The sequence below is a fragment of the unidentified bacterial endosymbiont genome (assembly GCF_918797525.1).
Taxonomy (GTDB): Bacteria; Pseudomonadota; Gammaproteobacteria; order Enterobacterales; family Enterobacteriaceae; genus Enterobacter.
On record NZ_OU963893.1, the window covers coordinates 2,104,040 to 2,119,190 of the forward strand.

Annotated in this window: 15 protein-coding genes; 13 read left to right on the forward strand and 2 right to left on the reverse strand. The window is 53.3% G+C overall.

Annotation, left to right across the window (positions count from 1 at the left end; genetic code table 11):
- Positions 1-325: 325 nt before the first annotated feature.
- From astC to ves, 7 genes are all read left to right on the forward strand, one after another.
- Positions 326-1,546 carry a succinylornithine/acetylornithine transaminase gene (astC, locus tag NL510_RS10010; protein WP_253384175.1) on the forward strand — a complete coding sequence of 407 codons (1,221 nt, stop codon included), beginning with the start codon at positions 326-328 and terminating at the stop codon, positions 1,544-1,546.
- Positions 1,543-2,577 (forward strand): arginine N-succinyltransferase, encoded by a 1,035-nt coding sequence (gene astA / locus NL510_RS10015; RefSeq protein WP_253384177.1) that lies wholly within the window; start codon positions 1,543-1,545, stop codon positions 2,575-2,577. Before astC ends, astA begins: the two co-directional genes overlap by 4 nt.
- Complete coding sequence (gene astD / locus NL510_RS10020) at positions 2,574-4,061, forward strand: succinylglutamate-semialdehyde dehydrogenase (protein WP_253384179.1); 1,488 nt, start codon at positions 2,574-2,576, stop codon at positions 4,059-4,061. The genes astA and astD overlap by 4 nt, the downstream gene beginning before the upstream one ends.
- Entirely contained in the window at positions 4,048-5,373 is a 1,326-nt protein-coding gene (gene astB / locus NL510_RS10025) for an N-succinylarginine dihydrolase (protein ID WP_253384181.1), read from the forward strand. Before astD ends, astB begins: the two co-directional genes overlap by 14 nt.
- A gap of 10 nt (positions 5,374-5,383) precedes the next feature.
- Positions 5,384-6,349 (forward strand): succinylglutamate desuccinylase, encoded by a 966-nt coding sequence (astE, locus tag NL510_RS10030; RefSeq protein WP_253384184.1) that lies wholly within the window; start codon positions 5,384-5,386, stop codon positions 6,347-6,349.
- 329 nt (positions 6,350-6,678) lie between these two features.
- Positions 6,679-7,161: an ATP-independent periplasmic protein-refolding chaperone Spy gene (gene spy, locus NL510_RS10035; protein ID WP_253384186.1), complete on the forward strand. Its 483-nt coding sequence runs from the start codon at positions 6,679-6,681 to the stop codon at positions 7,159-7,161.
- Positions 7,162-7,446: 285 nt separating this feature from the next.
- Entirely contained in the window at positions 7,447-8,004 is a 558-nt protein-coding gene (ves, locus tag NL510_RS10040; protein WP_253384188.1) for an environmental stress-induced protein Ves, read from the forward strand.
- Here the strand turns inward: ves and cho are convergent.
- Positions 7,982-8,860, reverse strand: a complete 879-nt coding sequence (gene cho / locus NL510_RS10045) for an excinuclease Cho (RefSeq protein WP_253384190.1) — start codon at positions 8,858-8,860, stop codon at positions 7,982-7,984. The two genes, ves and cho, sit on opposite strands and share 23 nt — an antisense overlap.
- 145 nt (positions 8,861-9,005) lie before the next feature.
- Positions 9,006-9,833: an NAD(+) synthase gene (gene nadE, locus NL510_RS10050; protein ID WP_253384192.1), complete on the reverse strand. Its 828-nt coding sequence runs from the start codon at positions 9,831-9,833 to the stop codon at positions 9,006-9,008.
- A gap of 221 nt (positions 9,834-10,054) precedes the next feature.
- Between nadE and osmE the strand changes: the two genes are divergently transcribed.
- The 6 genes from osmE (at position 10,055) to NL510_RS10080 (ending at position 15,147) form a co-directional block, all read left to right on the forward strand.
- A complete protein-coding gene (osmE, locus tag NL510_RS10055) occupies positions 10,055-10,399 on the forward strand; it encodes an osmotically-inducible lipoprotein OsmE (protein ID WP_253384194.1) in 345 nt (114 codons plus the stop codon).
- Between the two features lie 273 nt (positions 10,400-10,672).
- Entirely contained in the window at positions 10,673-10,996 is a 324-nt protein-coding gene (gene chbB / locus NL510_RS10060) for a PTS N,N'-diacetylchitobiose transporter subunit IIB (RefSeq protein ID WP_301308603.1), read from the forward strand.
- An 83-nt stretch (positions 10,997-11,079) separates the two neighbouring features.
- Complete coding sequence (gene chbC / locus NL510_RS10065) at positions 11,080-12,438, forward strand: PTS N,N'-diacetylchitobiose transporter subunit IIC (RefSeq protein WP_253384196.1); 1,359 nt, start codon at positions 11,080-11,082, stop codon at positions 12,436-12,438.
- A gap of 46 nt (positions 12,439-12,484) precedes the next feature.
- Positions 12,485-12,832 (forward strand): PTS N,N'-diacetylchitobiose transporter subunit IIA, encoded by a 348-nt coding sequence (chbA, locus tag NL510_RS10070; protein WP_253384198.1) that lies wholly within the window; start codon positions 12,485-12,487, stop codon positions 12,830-12,832.
- Positions 12,833-12,838: 6 nt separating this feature from the next.
- The gene (chbR, locus tag NL510_RS10075; RefSeq protein WP_253384853.1) at positions 12,839-13,681 is read left to right on the forward strand and encodes a transcriptional regulator ChbR; all 843 of its coding nucleotides are present in this window, start codon (positions 12,839-12,841) and stop codon (positions 13,679-13,681) included.
- A gap of 110 nt (positions 13,682-13,791) precedes the next feature.
- Positions 13,792-15,147, forward strand: a complete 1,356-nt coding sequence (locus tag NL510_RS10080; protein ID WP_253384200.1) for a 6-phospho-beta-glucosidase — start codon at positions 13,792-13,794, stop codon at positions 15,145-15,147.
- Positions 15,148-15,151 lie beyond the last annotated feature (4 nt).

Genomic DNA, 15,151 nt, shown 5'->3' on the forward strand with positions numbered 1-15,151 from the left:
ATTTGCACCATTCTGACGCGCGCCGCCCCGAAACCGGGCATAAAAGGCCGATAAATTTCGCCAGCGATCACAAATCCAGAATTATATTTGGCGTGTGCATACTCTTTCTGATTTTCATGCGGCAAAGCGCCGCTTCGCGTAAAAATATTCACTTTTTATGCATTAATAGTGAATGGAGTTGTGATGTAACCTGTTGATATTCTGCTTCCTCCCACCTTTTATGCAATTTAGTGCTGGCTGGCACGAACTCTGCAATCTACATTCACAGTGTAAATTCTCAAATATTTAACATTTTAATAACCTTTTGTTTACCGGTGAGGTCGCTATGTCTTTGTCTGTTACGCGTGAAAATTTCGATCAATGGATGATGCCGGTTTATGCTCCGGCGGCTTTTATTCCGGTTCGTGGGGAGGGCTCGCGCCTGTGGGATCAGCAGGGCAAGGAATATATCGACTTTGCGGGTGGTATTGCGGTGAATGCCCTTGGGCATGCACACCCGGCACTGCGGCAGGCACTGAACGACCAGGCAGCGACGTTCTGGCATACCGGCAATGGTTACACCAACGAACCGGCACTGTGTCTGGCAAAAAAATTGATTGACGCCACCTTTGCGGAAAAAGTCTTTTTTTGTAATTCGGGGGCAGAAGCCAACGAAGCCGCGCTGAAGCTGGCACGTAAATATGCGCACGATAAATATGGCGCGCACAAAAGCGGCATCGTGGCGTTTAAAAATGCGTTTCACGGCCGCACGCTGTTTACCGTCAGCGCAGGGGGGCAGCCTTCATACTCGCAGGATTTCGCGCCACTGCCGCCGGATATCCGTCACGCCATCTTCAACGATTTGCCCTCGGCCAGCGCGCTGATTAACGAGCGCACCTGCGCGGTGATTGTTGAGCCGATGCAGGGCGAGGGCGGCGTGGTTCCGGCTGACGTCGCGTTTCTACAGGGGCTGCGTGAGCTGTGCGATCGTCACAACGCGGTCCTGATTTTTGATGAAGTCCAAACCGGTGTCGGCCGCACCGGTGAACTGTATGCCTATATGCATTATGGCGTTACGCCGGACGTGCTTTCCACCGCCAAAGCGCTGGGTGGTGGTTTCCCGGTCGGGGCAATACTCACGACGGATAAATTCGCCAGCGTAATGACGGTGGGAACCCACGGCACCACCTATGGCGGTAACCCGCTGGCAACTGCCGTGGCCGGGCAGGTTCTGGACATTGTTAATACCCCGGAGGTGCTGAACGGCGTCAAACAGCGCCATGACGCGATTGTTGAACGTCTGAACGCCATCAACAGCAAGACCGGCTTGTTCAAAGAGATCCGCGGTCTGGGGCTGTTAATTGGCTGCGAACTGACGCCGGAATTTGCCGGAAAAGCGAAACGCCTTTCCCAGCAAGCGGCAAATATGGGCGTGATGGTGCTGATTGCCGGGGCCAACGTGGTGCGCTTTGCCCCTGCGCTTAACGTCAGCGAGGAAGAGGTGCGAACTGGCCTGGATCGCTTTGCCTTAGCCTGTGAACAGATCACGTCTGGGGTGTCGTCATGATGGTCATCCGGCCCGTTGAGCGTGGCGATCTCGCCGGGCTTATGCAGCTTGCCGGTAAAACAGGCGGCGGATTGACTTCGCTTCCTGCCAATGAGACCACGCTTTCAGCGCGTATCGATCGCGCCCTGCATACTTGGCAGGGGACGTTGCCTGAAAGCGAACAAGGTTACGTATTCGTGCTGGAAGAGACCGACACCGGTACGGTGGCCGGCATTTGCGCCATCGAAGTCGCGGTGGGGCTGAATGACCCGTGGTATAACTATCGTGTCGGCACCATGGTGCATGCTTCGAAAGAGCTGAACGTTTATAACGCGCTGCCAACACTCTTTCTTTGCAATGACCATACCGGCGCCAGCGAACTCTGCACCCTGTTTCTGGATCCTGCCTGGCGTAAAGAGGGCAACGGCTATCTGCTTTCCAAATCACGCTTTATGTTTATGGCGGCATTCCGCGATCGCTTTAATGAAAAAGTGGTTGCGGAGATGCGCGGCGTGATCGATGAGACAGGTTATTCTCCCTTCTGGGAGAGCCTGGGTGAACGTTTCTTTTCTATGGAATTCAGCCGCGCAGACTACCTGTGCGGCACCGGGCAGAAAGCCTTTATTGCCGAACTCATGCCTAAACATCCTATCTACACCCATTTCCTCAGCCCGCAAGCGCAGGCGGCGATCGGCGAAGTACATTCACACACCGCGCCTGCCCGCGCGGTGCTTGAGAAAGAGGGCTTCCGCTACCGTAACTATGTCGACATCTTTGACGGGGGGCCAACGCTTGAGTGCGATATCGATCGCGTGCGCACCATCCGTAAAAGCCGGCTGGTGACCGTGTCTGAAGGCCAATCCGCACCGGGCGACTGGCCTGCGTGTCTGGTGGCGAACGAACGTTATGACAACTTTCGCGCCATGCTGGTGCGTACTAACCCGCAGTGTGAACGGCTGGTGCTGACTGCCGCACAGCTCGACGCCCTGAAATGCCACGCTGGCGATACGGTTCGCCTGGTCCGACTCTGCCCTGAGGAGAAAACAGCATGACTTTATGGATTAACGGTAACTGGATAACGGGCGAAGGCGAGCTGCGGATAAAAACCAACCCGGTGAGCAATGAGGTGCTGTGGAAAGGCAATGACGCCAGCATTGCGCAGGTAGAACAAGCCTGCGACGCTGCCCGCCGCGCGTTCCCGACATGGGCGAAACAGCCCTTCTCCGTGCGCCAGGCGATAGTCGAAAAATTTGCCGCTCTGCTGGAGGCCAATAAGGTTGAACTGACGCGGATTATCGCCTGTGAAACCGGTAAGCCACGCTGGGAAGCGACAACCGAAGTCACGGCGATGATCAATAAAATTGCTATCTCGGTGAAGGCCTACCATACCCGTACCGGTGAACAACAGACAGAGATGGGCGACGGGATGGCCACGCTTCGCCATCGTCCACACGGCGTACTGGCCGTCTTTGGCCCTTATAACTTCCCGGGGCATCTGCCGAATGGTCATATTGTGCCCGCGCTGCTGGCGGGTAATACCGTCATTTTCAAACCGAGTGAACTGACGCCCTTAACCGGTGAGGCGGTGGTGAAGCTTTGGGAGCAGGCCGGGATGCCGCCCGGCGTGCTGAGCCTTGTGCAGGGCGGACGAGATACGGGCCAGGCGCTCAGTGCGTTGAGCGATATCGATGGCCTGCTCTTTACCGGCAGTGCCGGAACGGGTTATCAACTGCATCGTCAACTGGCGGGTCAGCCGGAAAAAATTCTGGCGCTGGAGATGGGCGGAAACAATCCGCTGATAGTGGAAGACCCGGATGATATTGACGCAGCGGTGTATTTGACTATTCAGTCGGCTTTTATTAGCGCCGGGCAGCGTTGCACCTGCGCCCGACGTTTGCTGGTAAAGCGTGGGGCGCAGGGGGATGCGTTTCTGAAACGTCTGGTTGAGGTGAGCGCGCGGCTGGTGCCCGGGCGGTGGGATGCCGACCCGCAGCCGTTTATCGGCGGGTTGATCACTGAACAGGCCGCACTGAGCGTGCTGAAAGCCTGGCAGGAGCAAGTTGCCCGTGGCGCACAAAGCTTGCTGGCGCCAGGACAGGTCCAGGCGGGTACGTCTTTGCTGACGCCGGGGATAATTGAGATGAGCGACGTGAACCCTGTCCCGGATGAAGAGGTCTTTGGCCCGCTACTGAGCGTCTGGCGCTATGACGATTTTGACAGTGCCATCACCATGGCGAATAACACCCGCTACGGCCTGTCGAGCGGTTTGATTTCGCCGCAGCGCGAGAAGTTTGATCGGCTGCTGCTGGAGGCGCGCGCCGGGATCGTCAACTGGAATAAACCCCTGACCGGCGCGGCAAGCACTGCTCCTTTTGGCGGCGTGGGCGCATCGGGTAACCATCGTGCCAGTGCCTGGTATGCGGCTGATTACTGCGCGTGGCCGATGGCAAGCCTTGAAACATCCGCATTGACGCTGCCGGAAATGCTGAGCCCTGGCCTGGATTTCACCCAGGGAGGTCGCCATGAAAGCGCGTGAGGTGAACTTTGACGGGCTGGTAGGGCTGACGCATCACTATGCCGGGCTGTCGTTTGGTAATGAAGCCTCGACGAAGCACCGTTTTCAGGTATCGAACCCGAAGCTGGCGGCGAAGCAGGGGTTGATGAAAATGAAGGCGCTATCGGACGCTGGTTTTGCGCAGGCGGTGATCCCGCCTCAGGAGCGTCCTAACGTGGCGGTCCTGCGACAGCTGGGTTTTTGCGGCACGGATGAACAGGTGATTGAAAAAGCAGGTACCCAAACGCCACACCTGCTCTCTGCCGCAAGCTCCGCCTCTTCTATGTGGGTGGCGAATGCGGCCACCGTTGCCCCGTCCGCCGATACGCTGGATGGCAAAGTCCATCTGACGGTCGCCAATCTGAATAATAAATTTCACCGAGCGACCGAAGCGGACACCACCGAACGCGTGCTGCGCGCCATTTTCCGCAAAGAGAGCCATTTTGAGGTGCACCCGGCGTTGCCGCAGGTGGCGATGTTTGGTGATGAGGGAGCCGCTAACCATAACCGCCTGGGAGGCGATTACGGTTCGCCCGGCGTGCAACTGTTTATTTACGGTCGTGAAGAGGGGGGGCACGCCGGGCCAACCCGCTATCCGGCACGTCAGACGCTGGCGGCGAGCGAGGCGGTTGCGCGCCTGAACCAGGTTAATCCTTCCCAACTGATTTTCGCCCAACAAAATCCACGGGTGATTGATCGGGGCGTATTCCATAACGACGTTATTGCCGTCTCTAACCGGCAGGTTCTGTTTTGCCACGAGCAGGCATTTGCCCATCAGGAAAAACTGCTCGCCACCCTGCACGAGCATGTGTCCGGGTTTACGCCCATTCAGGTGCCAACTGAAGCCGTCAGCGTGCAAGATGCAGTGGAAACCTATCTTTTCAACAGCCAACTGTTGAGCCGGGATGATGGCAGTATGATGCTGGTTCTGCCGCAGGAATCCCGACATCATGACGGTGTCTGGCGCTATCTCAGCGGGCTGCTGAAGGCCGATAACCCGATTGACGAACTCCGGGTATTTGACCTGCGCGAGAGTATGGCAAATGGCGGGGGGCCGGCCTGCTTGCGCTTGCGCGTGGTCTTAACACCGCGCGAAATGCAGGCGGTAAACCCAGCGGTAATGATGAACGAATCGCTGTTTACTACGCTGAATGACTGGGTAGATCGCTACTATCGCGACAGATTAATGCAGGCCGATCTCGTTGACCCGCAGTTGCTGCGTGAAGGCCGTGAAGCGCTGGATGCGCTAACGGCTATCCTGCAACTGGGATCGGTTTACCCGTTCCAGCGCTAAAGGAGAAGATATGGAACATTTTCTGACGCTGACGCTGGCGGACGAAACGCCCGAACAACGTGAGGGGGAAGGCCCCTCGTTCCACTGGCGGTGGCTGGGACGCGGCGTACTCGAACTGACGCCTTACGCTCAGGGCGAGCTGTCCCTGCTGCTTTCATGCGGTATTCACGGTAACGAAACGGCGCCTGTTGAGATTGTCGACCAGCTGCTGCGCGAGTTATCCCGCGGTGACATCAGCCTGCAGTGCCGTATGCTGGTGGTGTTCGGTAATCCGCCAGCGCTTGCGCAAAACAAGCGCTATTTACTGAATGATATCAACCGTATGTTCGGTGGGCGGTGGGCGCAGTTCCCACCGGGGGGGGAGACGATGCGGGCGCAGTGGCTGGAGGCGGCTGTGACCACTTTCTTTACCGCTGCAGGGGGGGCGCGCTGGCATCTCGATCTGCATACGGCGATCCGTACGTCATACCACGTGCGCTTTGGCGTGTTGCCGCAGCGTAATCAGCCGTGGGATGAATCCTTCCTGAGCTGGCTGGGCGATGCAGGGCTGGAGGCACTGGTCTTTCATCAGTCGCCAGGCGGAACATTTACCCATTTTACCGGTGAGACGTTTGGCGCACTAGCCTGCACGCTGGAACTGGGTAAGGCGCTGCCGTTTGGGCAGAACGACCTCACGCGGTTTGCGCCAACGCATCACGCTGTACAGGCTTTACTGGGGGGCGCGACGCCAGAGCACGCGCATAATTCGGTCGTGCGTTATCGGGTCGTACAACAGATCACGCGGCGCAGCGAGGCGTTTCATCTTCATATGGCCGCCCACACGCTAAACTTCACCCCGTTTCGCAAAGGCGTGCTGCTGGCTGAGGACGGTGACGAGCGCTATGAAGTACAACGCACCACGGAGTATGTTTTATTCCCCAATCCCTCAGTGGCCTTCGGTCTGCGAGCCGGACTGATGCTGGAAAAGTTGTCATGATTGTATCCCCTCTCATTTTGCGAGGGGAAAATATTTTTTTAGCTATGAAGACGATCACGTTTATTTTGCGGAATATTCCTGGATAATTGCTTTATTTATAATCGCTGTCTGGTTATACTCCTTCATAATCTCTTTAAAATCAGTATATTGTGTATTCTTGTTTCAACTCTCCATCTTTTTTCCTTAATTCCTCCATATTTGGTGATAAATTGTTTTTAACACTTTCATTGTTTTACCGTTACTCTGAATAATTGACGATAAACCCCGTAAAGTTAATCTCGTCAACACGGCATAGCGCCGAAGAATAACTGAAAGTAAGGAAATAAATTATGCGTAAGTTAACTGCACTGTTTGTTGCTTCTACCCTGGCTCTGGGCGCTACCAGCACGGCGTTCGCCGCAGATACCGCGACTGCTGCCCCAGCCGAAGGTAAAATGATGCATCATAAAGGTAAACCGGGTATGCACCACGACATGATGTTTAAAGGCCTGAACCTGACCGATGCGCAGAAGCAGCAGGTTCGCGACATCATGAAAAGCCAGCGTGACCAGATGAAACGTCCGCCGCTGGAAGAACGCCGCGCGATGCATGACATTATCGCCAGCGACAGCTTCGATAAAGCCAAAGCCGAAGCGCAGATCGACAAAATGGCTGAGCAGCACAAGGCCGGTATGCTGGCTCGCATGGAAACCCAGAACAAGATTTACAACATTCTGACCCCGGAACAGAAAAAGCAGTTTAATGCCAATTTTGAGAAGCGTCTGACAGAACGGCCAGCGCCAGAAGGTAAAATGCCTGCACCAACCGAATAATCGGTTTACCTTCTAAAGACCGTCGGGATCCTGTCCACAATAGCGTAAACGCTGTGGGCAAGACCGGCGGTTTTTTCTTTCCACTCCTCCCCCCCCCCCTTATCTGCCTTCACCGGCGCGGCTTTGTCCCGCGAATGGCACTAAGAATAGTGAGCCGTGTCAGGATGTTATAATTTTTATTTCCGACCGGTTAAGGCCTGCCCGCTTTGCTGCCGATAACAGCTCTGTAACCCAACGATAGCGATATCTTTGCCCTGGCGCATGTTGCGCCTTTCAGGAGTGGTGATGGAGTTTTTTGATATCCGTAAAATGCCGGTAAGCCTCTGGCGTAATGGTGCTGGCGAGACGCGTAAGATTTGTTGTTTTCCCCCGGCGACGCGCGATTTTTCGTGGCGCGCCAGTATTGCGTCCATTGCCAGTAATGGAGAGTTCTCGTCTTTTCCGGGGGTGGAGCGGGTTATCACGCTGCTGGAAGGGAGAGAAGTGATGCTGGATGCGGGGCCGGCATTTTGCCATACATTAACGCATCATCAGCCTTACCGTTTTACTGGCGAACTGTCAGTGAAGGCGTTGCTCACGGAAGGCCAGATGTCAATGGACTTCAACATCATAACCCGACGGGAACACTGTCAGGCTAACGTGCGCGTCGCCGAGCGGACCTTCACGACGTTCGCTTCACGCGGTGGAGTGGTCTTGGTGTTGAGTGGTGTTTGGCAACTCGGCGAAAAATTGCTCACCGCCGACCAGGGCGCCAGTTGGGAGGAGGGAACCCATACCCTCCGTTTGCTGGAATCGAAAGGCGCGCTGTTGTTTAGCGAGATTATCTGGCAGCCGGGTCACTGAGCAAAATGACCTCAAACTTACCGGTGAGCACGGGTTTACAGAGAATTTTGTAGCCATCATGGTCGAACCCGGCGGGGGTGCGTAGCAAGCTGGCAGCGTCGTTAAGATTGTCGACCGCGCCAAGCCAAAGCCAGTTATGGATGATGTGATATTGTGTCATCACATCGCCCACCTCTTTGAGCGCCACGGCACCCTCCCACGGCCAGCAGTTAACGCTGATGGCCACCAGCCCCTCAAGTAGACGGGCCTGATGCGCCTCAACGCTCTCTTTATTGCAGCAAGCACCCGCACATCGCTTCAGGGCGAAACGGAAACAGGCGCGCCCGCGGGTGGTAGCTTCGAGGCCCAACAGGCTGTAGCAAAGCTGTAAATCATCAGCCAGGGTTTGCAGGCTTTGCAGGGCGGTGCGTTTGTTGGCGAACAGACCATAGAGGTTCGGCGCATGGGAGAAATCGATTTCGCGTGCGTATACCACCTGCGGCTTACCGGCGGTAATTTGCAATGAACAAAGCTGACGATTGCGGCGCAGTCGCTTGTTAAACAGCGGTTGCTGCTCTTTTATTAACCGGGCTTCGAGCAATAACGCGCCCATCTCTCCCGCTGTTGGATACCAGGTGATACGCCGCGACTGGCGCAGCATTGCGGCTTCATCCGCCGTGCGCAAATGGGACAACACCCGACTGCGTATATTGATGCTTTTGCCGATATAAAGCGGCAAGGTGTCGCTCTCACCGTGAAAGATATACACTCCCGGCTGTTTTGGCAGGGCCTCAAGCCAGGGGCGCAGATGTTCGGGATACTCATAGATTGCCGCCGCTTCAAATTCAAGACGCGGGGCGGATTGACGCCTGCTCACACATTGCTCCATGTACTGTTCAGGTATACAGTGTAACAGGTGTTCGCTGGTTAAAAAAGAGGCTGGAAGGTTACGCGTGTTCAGCCTGCACATAGTCTGGCCCGGCAAGCGACACGTCGCCGGGCATACCGGGCATAGAGTTGAGCTATTTTTTCCAGAAGTCATCGAACACCGTGATCGGCGTGCGACGCTTGTGCTCGGTTTTCAGATACCAGCCTTCGATAATCTTCGCCGTACTTTCATCCAGCTTTTTGCCTTCGAGATAATCATCTATGTTGTCATAGGTAACGCCCAGGGCGGCTTCATCCGGCAGGGAAGGGCGATCGTCTTCCAGGTCGGCCGTCGGGGCTTTCTGATAAAGATGCGCCGGGCAGCCTAAAGCGGCCAGCAGTTGTTTGCCCTGCCGCTTGTTCAGGCGGAAGATCGGGTTAATGTCGGTGCCGCCATCGCCATATTTGGTAAAGAAGCCGGTAAGAGCTTCCGCGGCGTGATCGGTACCCACCACAAGTCCGTTGTTCATGCCCGCGATGCTGTACTGCGCTTTCATTCGTTCGCGCGCTTTTTCATTCCCGCGGACAAAATCGCTTAGCTCAATGCCGGCTTCGCGCAGCGCCTGCTCGCTTGCCAGCACTGAACCTTTGATGTTCACGGTGAGGACACGGTCAGGCTGAATAAAGGCGATGGCGTCCTGGCAATCCTGTTCGTCTGCCTGTACGCCATAAGGCAGGCGAACGGCGATAAACTGCAGGGCGCTATCGCCCGTCTCCTGGCGCAACTCTGTTATCGCCATTTGACACAGTTTGCCGGTCAGCGTGGAGTCCTGTCCTCCGCTAATGCCGAGCACCAGCGATTTCAGGAAGGCGTTGGTTTTCAGGTAAGATTTTAGAAAATCAACGCTTCGGCGGATCTCTTCATTCGCGTCTACTGCAGGCTTAGCGCCCAGTGCCTGAATAATGTCTTGTTGCAGAGCCATTACGCCCTCCCTCTACAGAATATGTGATTTGTTAAAACTAACCCTTTAAACGGTAAACGACAAGGTTCACCGTCCTGAGTGCGCATTTTTACCGTCTTCTGCTGGCTTATCGTTGTTTTATTAGATTTTTCCGAAATTCCTCTGGCGTAACTCGCAAAGTTGAACAATCCCGGTTTTTATCCCATGCTTAGATAACACGCTGATAAACAAGAGGACGGAATATGAACAAGAACGTAGCAGGAATTTTAAGCGCAGCGGCGGTTCTGACTATGCTGGCAGGATGTACGGCTTACGATCGCACTAAAGATCAGTTCACACAGCCCGTGGTTAAAGATGTCAAAAAAGGGATGACGCGTTCGCAGGTTGCGGCGATTGCCGGGAAACCGTCTTCTGAAGTGACCATGATCCACGCGAAGGGTACCTGTCAGACCTATATTCTGGGTCAACGGGATGGTAAGGCTGAGACCTATTTTGTTGCCCTGGATGAAACCGGGCGCGTCATGAACTCAGGTTACCAGACCTGTGCCGAATACGACACCGATCCGCAGGCCCCTAAGGCTCAATAACCTTATTTGCCTGAAGATGCTAACTAACCGGCCTTGTGGCCGGTTTTTTATGCAGATGTAAATCTTATTTATTTGCGCGAATTATTTGCCCGAAATGTGAAGGTAATCAACTCGCCAGGTCAATGAGAGACAATTTTACTCTATCCAGAATTATCTCCTCTCTATACCATTGCGTATACTCATGCCAAAGATAATCAACACTAAGCACACTACCTGCCAGCCAGGAGAGCAAGTCGAGTGGTGGACGTCGGCAGGGAGTCATACATGAGGGAAATGACTATGGAAAAGAAACATATCTATCTGTTCTGCTCAGCGGGCATGTCAACATCGCTTTTGGTGTCAAAAATGCGCGCTCAGGCCGAAAAGTATGAAGTACCTGTGGTGATTGAAGCGTTTCCTGAAACGCTGGCGGGCGAAAAAGGCCAGGCAGCCGATGTCGTCTTACTGGGGCCTCAAATTGCTTATATGTTGCCGGAAATTCAACGTCTGTTACCGAATAAACCTGTCGAAGTAATTGACTCGGGCCTGTACGGCAAGATCGATGGTTTGGGTGTACTGAAAGCTGCTGTTGCGGCAATTAAAAAAGCTGCTAATTAATTTTTTATTATTTTTCCCGTCAAAGAGTTATTTCATACACACTACGCCGTAATCTAAGTTGCGGCATTTAAGGGTATTTACCTATGAGTAAAGTTATCGCTTCACTTGAAAAGGTACTCCTTCCTTTTGCTGTTAAAATAGGAAAGCAGCCACACGTCAATGCCATCAAAAACGGGTTTATTAAATTAATGCCGTTGACGCTGGCAGGGGCCATGTTCGTTTTAATTAACAACGTTTTTCTGAGCTTTGGTGAAGGATCTTTTTTTTATTCATTAGGCATTCGGTTAGATGCTTCCACGATTGAAACCCTTAACGGCCTTAAGGCCATTGGCGGCAATGTCTACAACGGTACGTTGGGGATTATGTCGTTGATGGCGCCTTTCTTTATTGGGATGGCGCTTGCAGAAGAGCGTAAAGTGGATCCGCTGGCGGCAGGTTTATTGTCCATTGCCGCCTTTATGACCGTCACACCATACAGCGTAGGTGAGGCATATGCTGTAGGCGCTAACTGGCTTGGCGGGGCAAACATTATTTCCGGTATTATTATCGGACTGGTGGTTGCCGAAATGTTCACCTTTATTATTCGCCGCAACTGGGTGATACGTTTACCGGATAGCGTTCCAGAATCGGTTTCGCGTTCCTTTTCCGCATTGATTCCAGGCTTTATTATTCTCTCTATCATGGGGATTGTTGCCTGGGCGCTCGCTCACTGGGGGACAAATTTCCACCAGATTATCATGGACTCTATCTCTACGCCGCTGGCGTCTATGGGGGGCGTGGTCGGTTGGGCGTATGTCATTTTCACCTCCCTGCTGTGGTTCTTCGGCGTGCATGGCTCCCTGGCGCTGGCGGCGCTGGACAGCGGTATCATGACCCCGTGGGCACTGGAAAACGTGGCAATTTACCAGCAGTACGGCTCTGTTGATGCGGCGCTGGCAGCGGGTAAAACTTTCCATGTATGGGCGAAGCCGATGCTGGACTCCTACATCTTCCTGGGGGGGACCGGCGCGACGCTGGGTCTGCTTATCGCGATCTTTATTGTCTCCCGCCGCGCTGATTATCGTCAGGTTGCGAAACTGGCATTGCCCTCAGGCATCTTCCAGATTAACGAACCGATTCTGTTCGGTCTGCCAATCATCATGAACCCGGTAATGTTCATTCCTTTCATCCTGGTTCAACCGCTGCTGGCTGCAATCACCCTGACGGCGTATTACCTGGGGATTATCCCGCCAATCACCAACATTGCGCCGTGGACAATGCCGGCTGGGCTGGGGGCGTTCTTTAACACCAACGGTAGCGTTGCTGCCTTCGTGCTGGCGCTGTTCAACCTCGGGATTGCCACACTGCTCTATATGCCATTCGTGGCGATAGCAAACAAAGCCGCAACCATTATCGAAGAAGAAGAGAGCGAAGAGGATATCGCCCTGTCACTGAAATTCTAGGATGAACCGGCGCGGGTATCCCGCGCCCGCTAAAAGGAGCTATAAGATGTTAGATTTAGACAGTATCGTTGCTGAAGAAAGCGCAGAGAACGATCTCGAAGAAGTGGTCATGGGCCTTATCATCAACTCAGGACAAGCACGCAGCCTGGCGTATGCCGCACTTAAACAGGCTAAGCTTGGTGATTTCGCCGCCGCAAAGACTATGATGGATCAGTCCCGTATGGCACTGAATGAAGCGCATCTTGTGCAGACGAAGCTGATTGAAGGCGACCAGGGGGAAGGGAAGATGAAGATGAGTCTGGTGCTGGTTCACGCGCAGGATCACCTGATGACGTCGATGCTGGCACGCGAGCTGGTGGCGGAGTTAATTGAGCTTCACGAGAAAATGCAGTAAATCCAGATAGCGCAGCAGGAGGTCAGCACGATGGAAATTAAAACGGCATTTGAACAGCTACTGTTTAACGGCAAGAATTTTCACGTGGTTATTTACAACAAAACGGAGAGCGCCAGCGGTCTGCATCAGCATGACTACCTGGAGTACACGATTGTTCTGACTGGCCGCTACTATCAGGAAATTAACGGTAAACGGGTCCTGCTTGAGCGTGGAGATTTTGTCTTCCTGCCGATGGGATCCTATCACCAGAGTTTTTATGAATTTGGCGCCACCCGCATCCTCAACGTTGGCATCAGTAAACGTTTCTTTGAGAAACACTACCTGCCGCTGTTACCGTTCTGTTTTGTTGCGTCGCAGGTCTATCACGTCAAAAACGAGTTTATGACCTGGATTGAAACGGTGATTGCATCGCTTAACTTCCGTGACAATGAGTTCGATGAATTTATTGAAACCGTGACGTTCTATGTGATGAACCGTCTTCGTCACTATCGCGAAGAGCAGCAGGTGACTGACGATATTCCGCAGTGGCTGCGCGGCACGGTGGAAATGATGCACGATAAATGTCAGTTTAGCGACAATGCGCTGGAAAATATGGTGGCGCTGTCCGGTAAATCTCAGGAATACCTAACCCGTGCCACCCAGCGTTATTTTCGTAAAACACCGGTGCAAATTATTAATGAAATCCGCATTAATTTTGCCAAAAAACAGCTGGAAATAACCAATTACTCTGTAACCGATATCGCCTATGAGTCAGGTTACAGTAGCCCCAGCCTGTTTATTAAAACCTTTAAAAAATTTACTTCATTTACACCGAGCAGGTACCGTAAGAATTTGACGGTAATTAATTAACACTCGACGGTTTTAGCCGTCACGAATATTGACGTAAGCGCTTGCCCAAATAGCGGGAAGAGCACGCTATACTTTGCAGGCGGTTACCCTGATACGCTAAGGGAGAAATTATGCAACAGAAATTAAACGTCGTAACCATTGGTGGCGGCAGCAGCTATACCCCAGAATTACTGGAAGGGTTCCTGAAACGTTATCATGAATTACCGGTCAGCGAATTATGGCTGGTGGATGTCGAAGAAGGTCAGGAAAAGCTGAATATTATCTTTGACCTGTGCCAGCGCATGGTTGAGAAAGCCGGTGTGCCGTTAACCGTACATAAAACCCTGGACCGCCGTCTGGCACTGAAAGATGCTGACTTTGTTACCACGCAGCTGCGCGTCGGCCAGTTGAAGGCGCGTGAGCTGGACGAGCGTATTCCACTGAGCCATGGTTACCTGGGCCAGGAAACCAACGGTGCGGGCGGTCTGTTTAAAGGTCTGCGTACCATTCCGGTCATTTTTGACATTATTAAAGACGTAGAAGAGATCTGTCCAAATGCGTGGGTGATTAACTTTACCAACCCGGCCGGCATGGTGACCGAAGCGGTTTACCGCCACACCCATTTCAAGCGTTTTATTGGCGTTTGTAATATTCCAATTGGTATGAAGATGTTCATCCGTGATGTGCTGGAATTGACCGACAATGACGCTCTTTCCATCGATCTGTTTGGCCTGAACCATATGGTATTTATCAAAGACGTGATCGTTAACGGCACGTCGCGCTTTGACGAACTGCTCGACGGTGTGGCATCGGGCCGCCTGACTGCGGCATCGGTAAAAAATATTTTTGATCTGCCCTTCAGCGAAGGGCTGATACGGTCACTGAACCTGCTGCCATGTTCATATCTGCTCTATTACTTTAAGCAGAAAGAGATGCTGGCTATTGAGATGGGCGAATACTATAAAGGCGGCGCACGTGCTCAGGTTGTGCAGAAAGTTGAAAAGCAGCTGTTTGATTTGTATAAAGATCCACACCTTAATGTCAAACCTAAAGAGCTAGAACAGCGCGGCGGGGCATACTATTCAGATGCCGCGTGCGAAGTGATCAACGCCATTTACAATGACAAGCAGGCGGAGCATTACGTCAACGTGCCGCACCACGGGCATATCGATAATATTCCGGCAGACTGGGCAATCGAGATGACCTGCATCCTCGGTCGCGATGGCGCAACGCCGCATCCGCGCATTACTCACTTTGATGAAAAAGTCATGGGGCTTATTCATACCATCAAAGGCTTTGAAGTGGCGGCGAGCAATGCTGCGCTGAGCGGTGAACTGAATGACGTGCTTCTGGCGCTGAACCTCTGCCCGCTGGTGCATTCCGACCGCGATGCGGAAATCCTCGCGAGTGAGATGATCCTTGCGCACGAAAAATGGCTGCCAAATTTTGCTGCAACGGTTGAGAAACTCAGGTTCAAGCACCGTTAAGGGG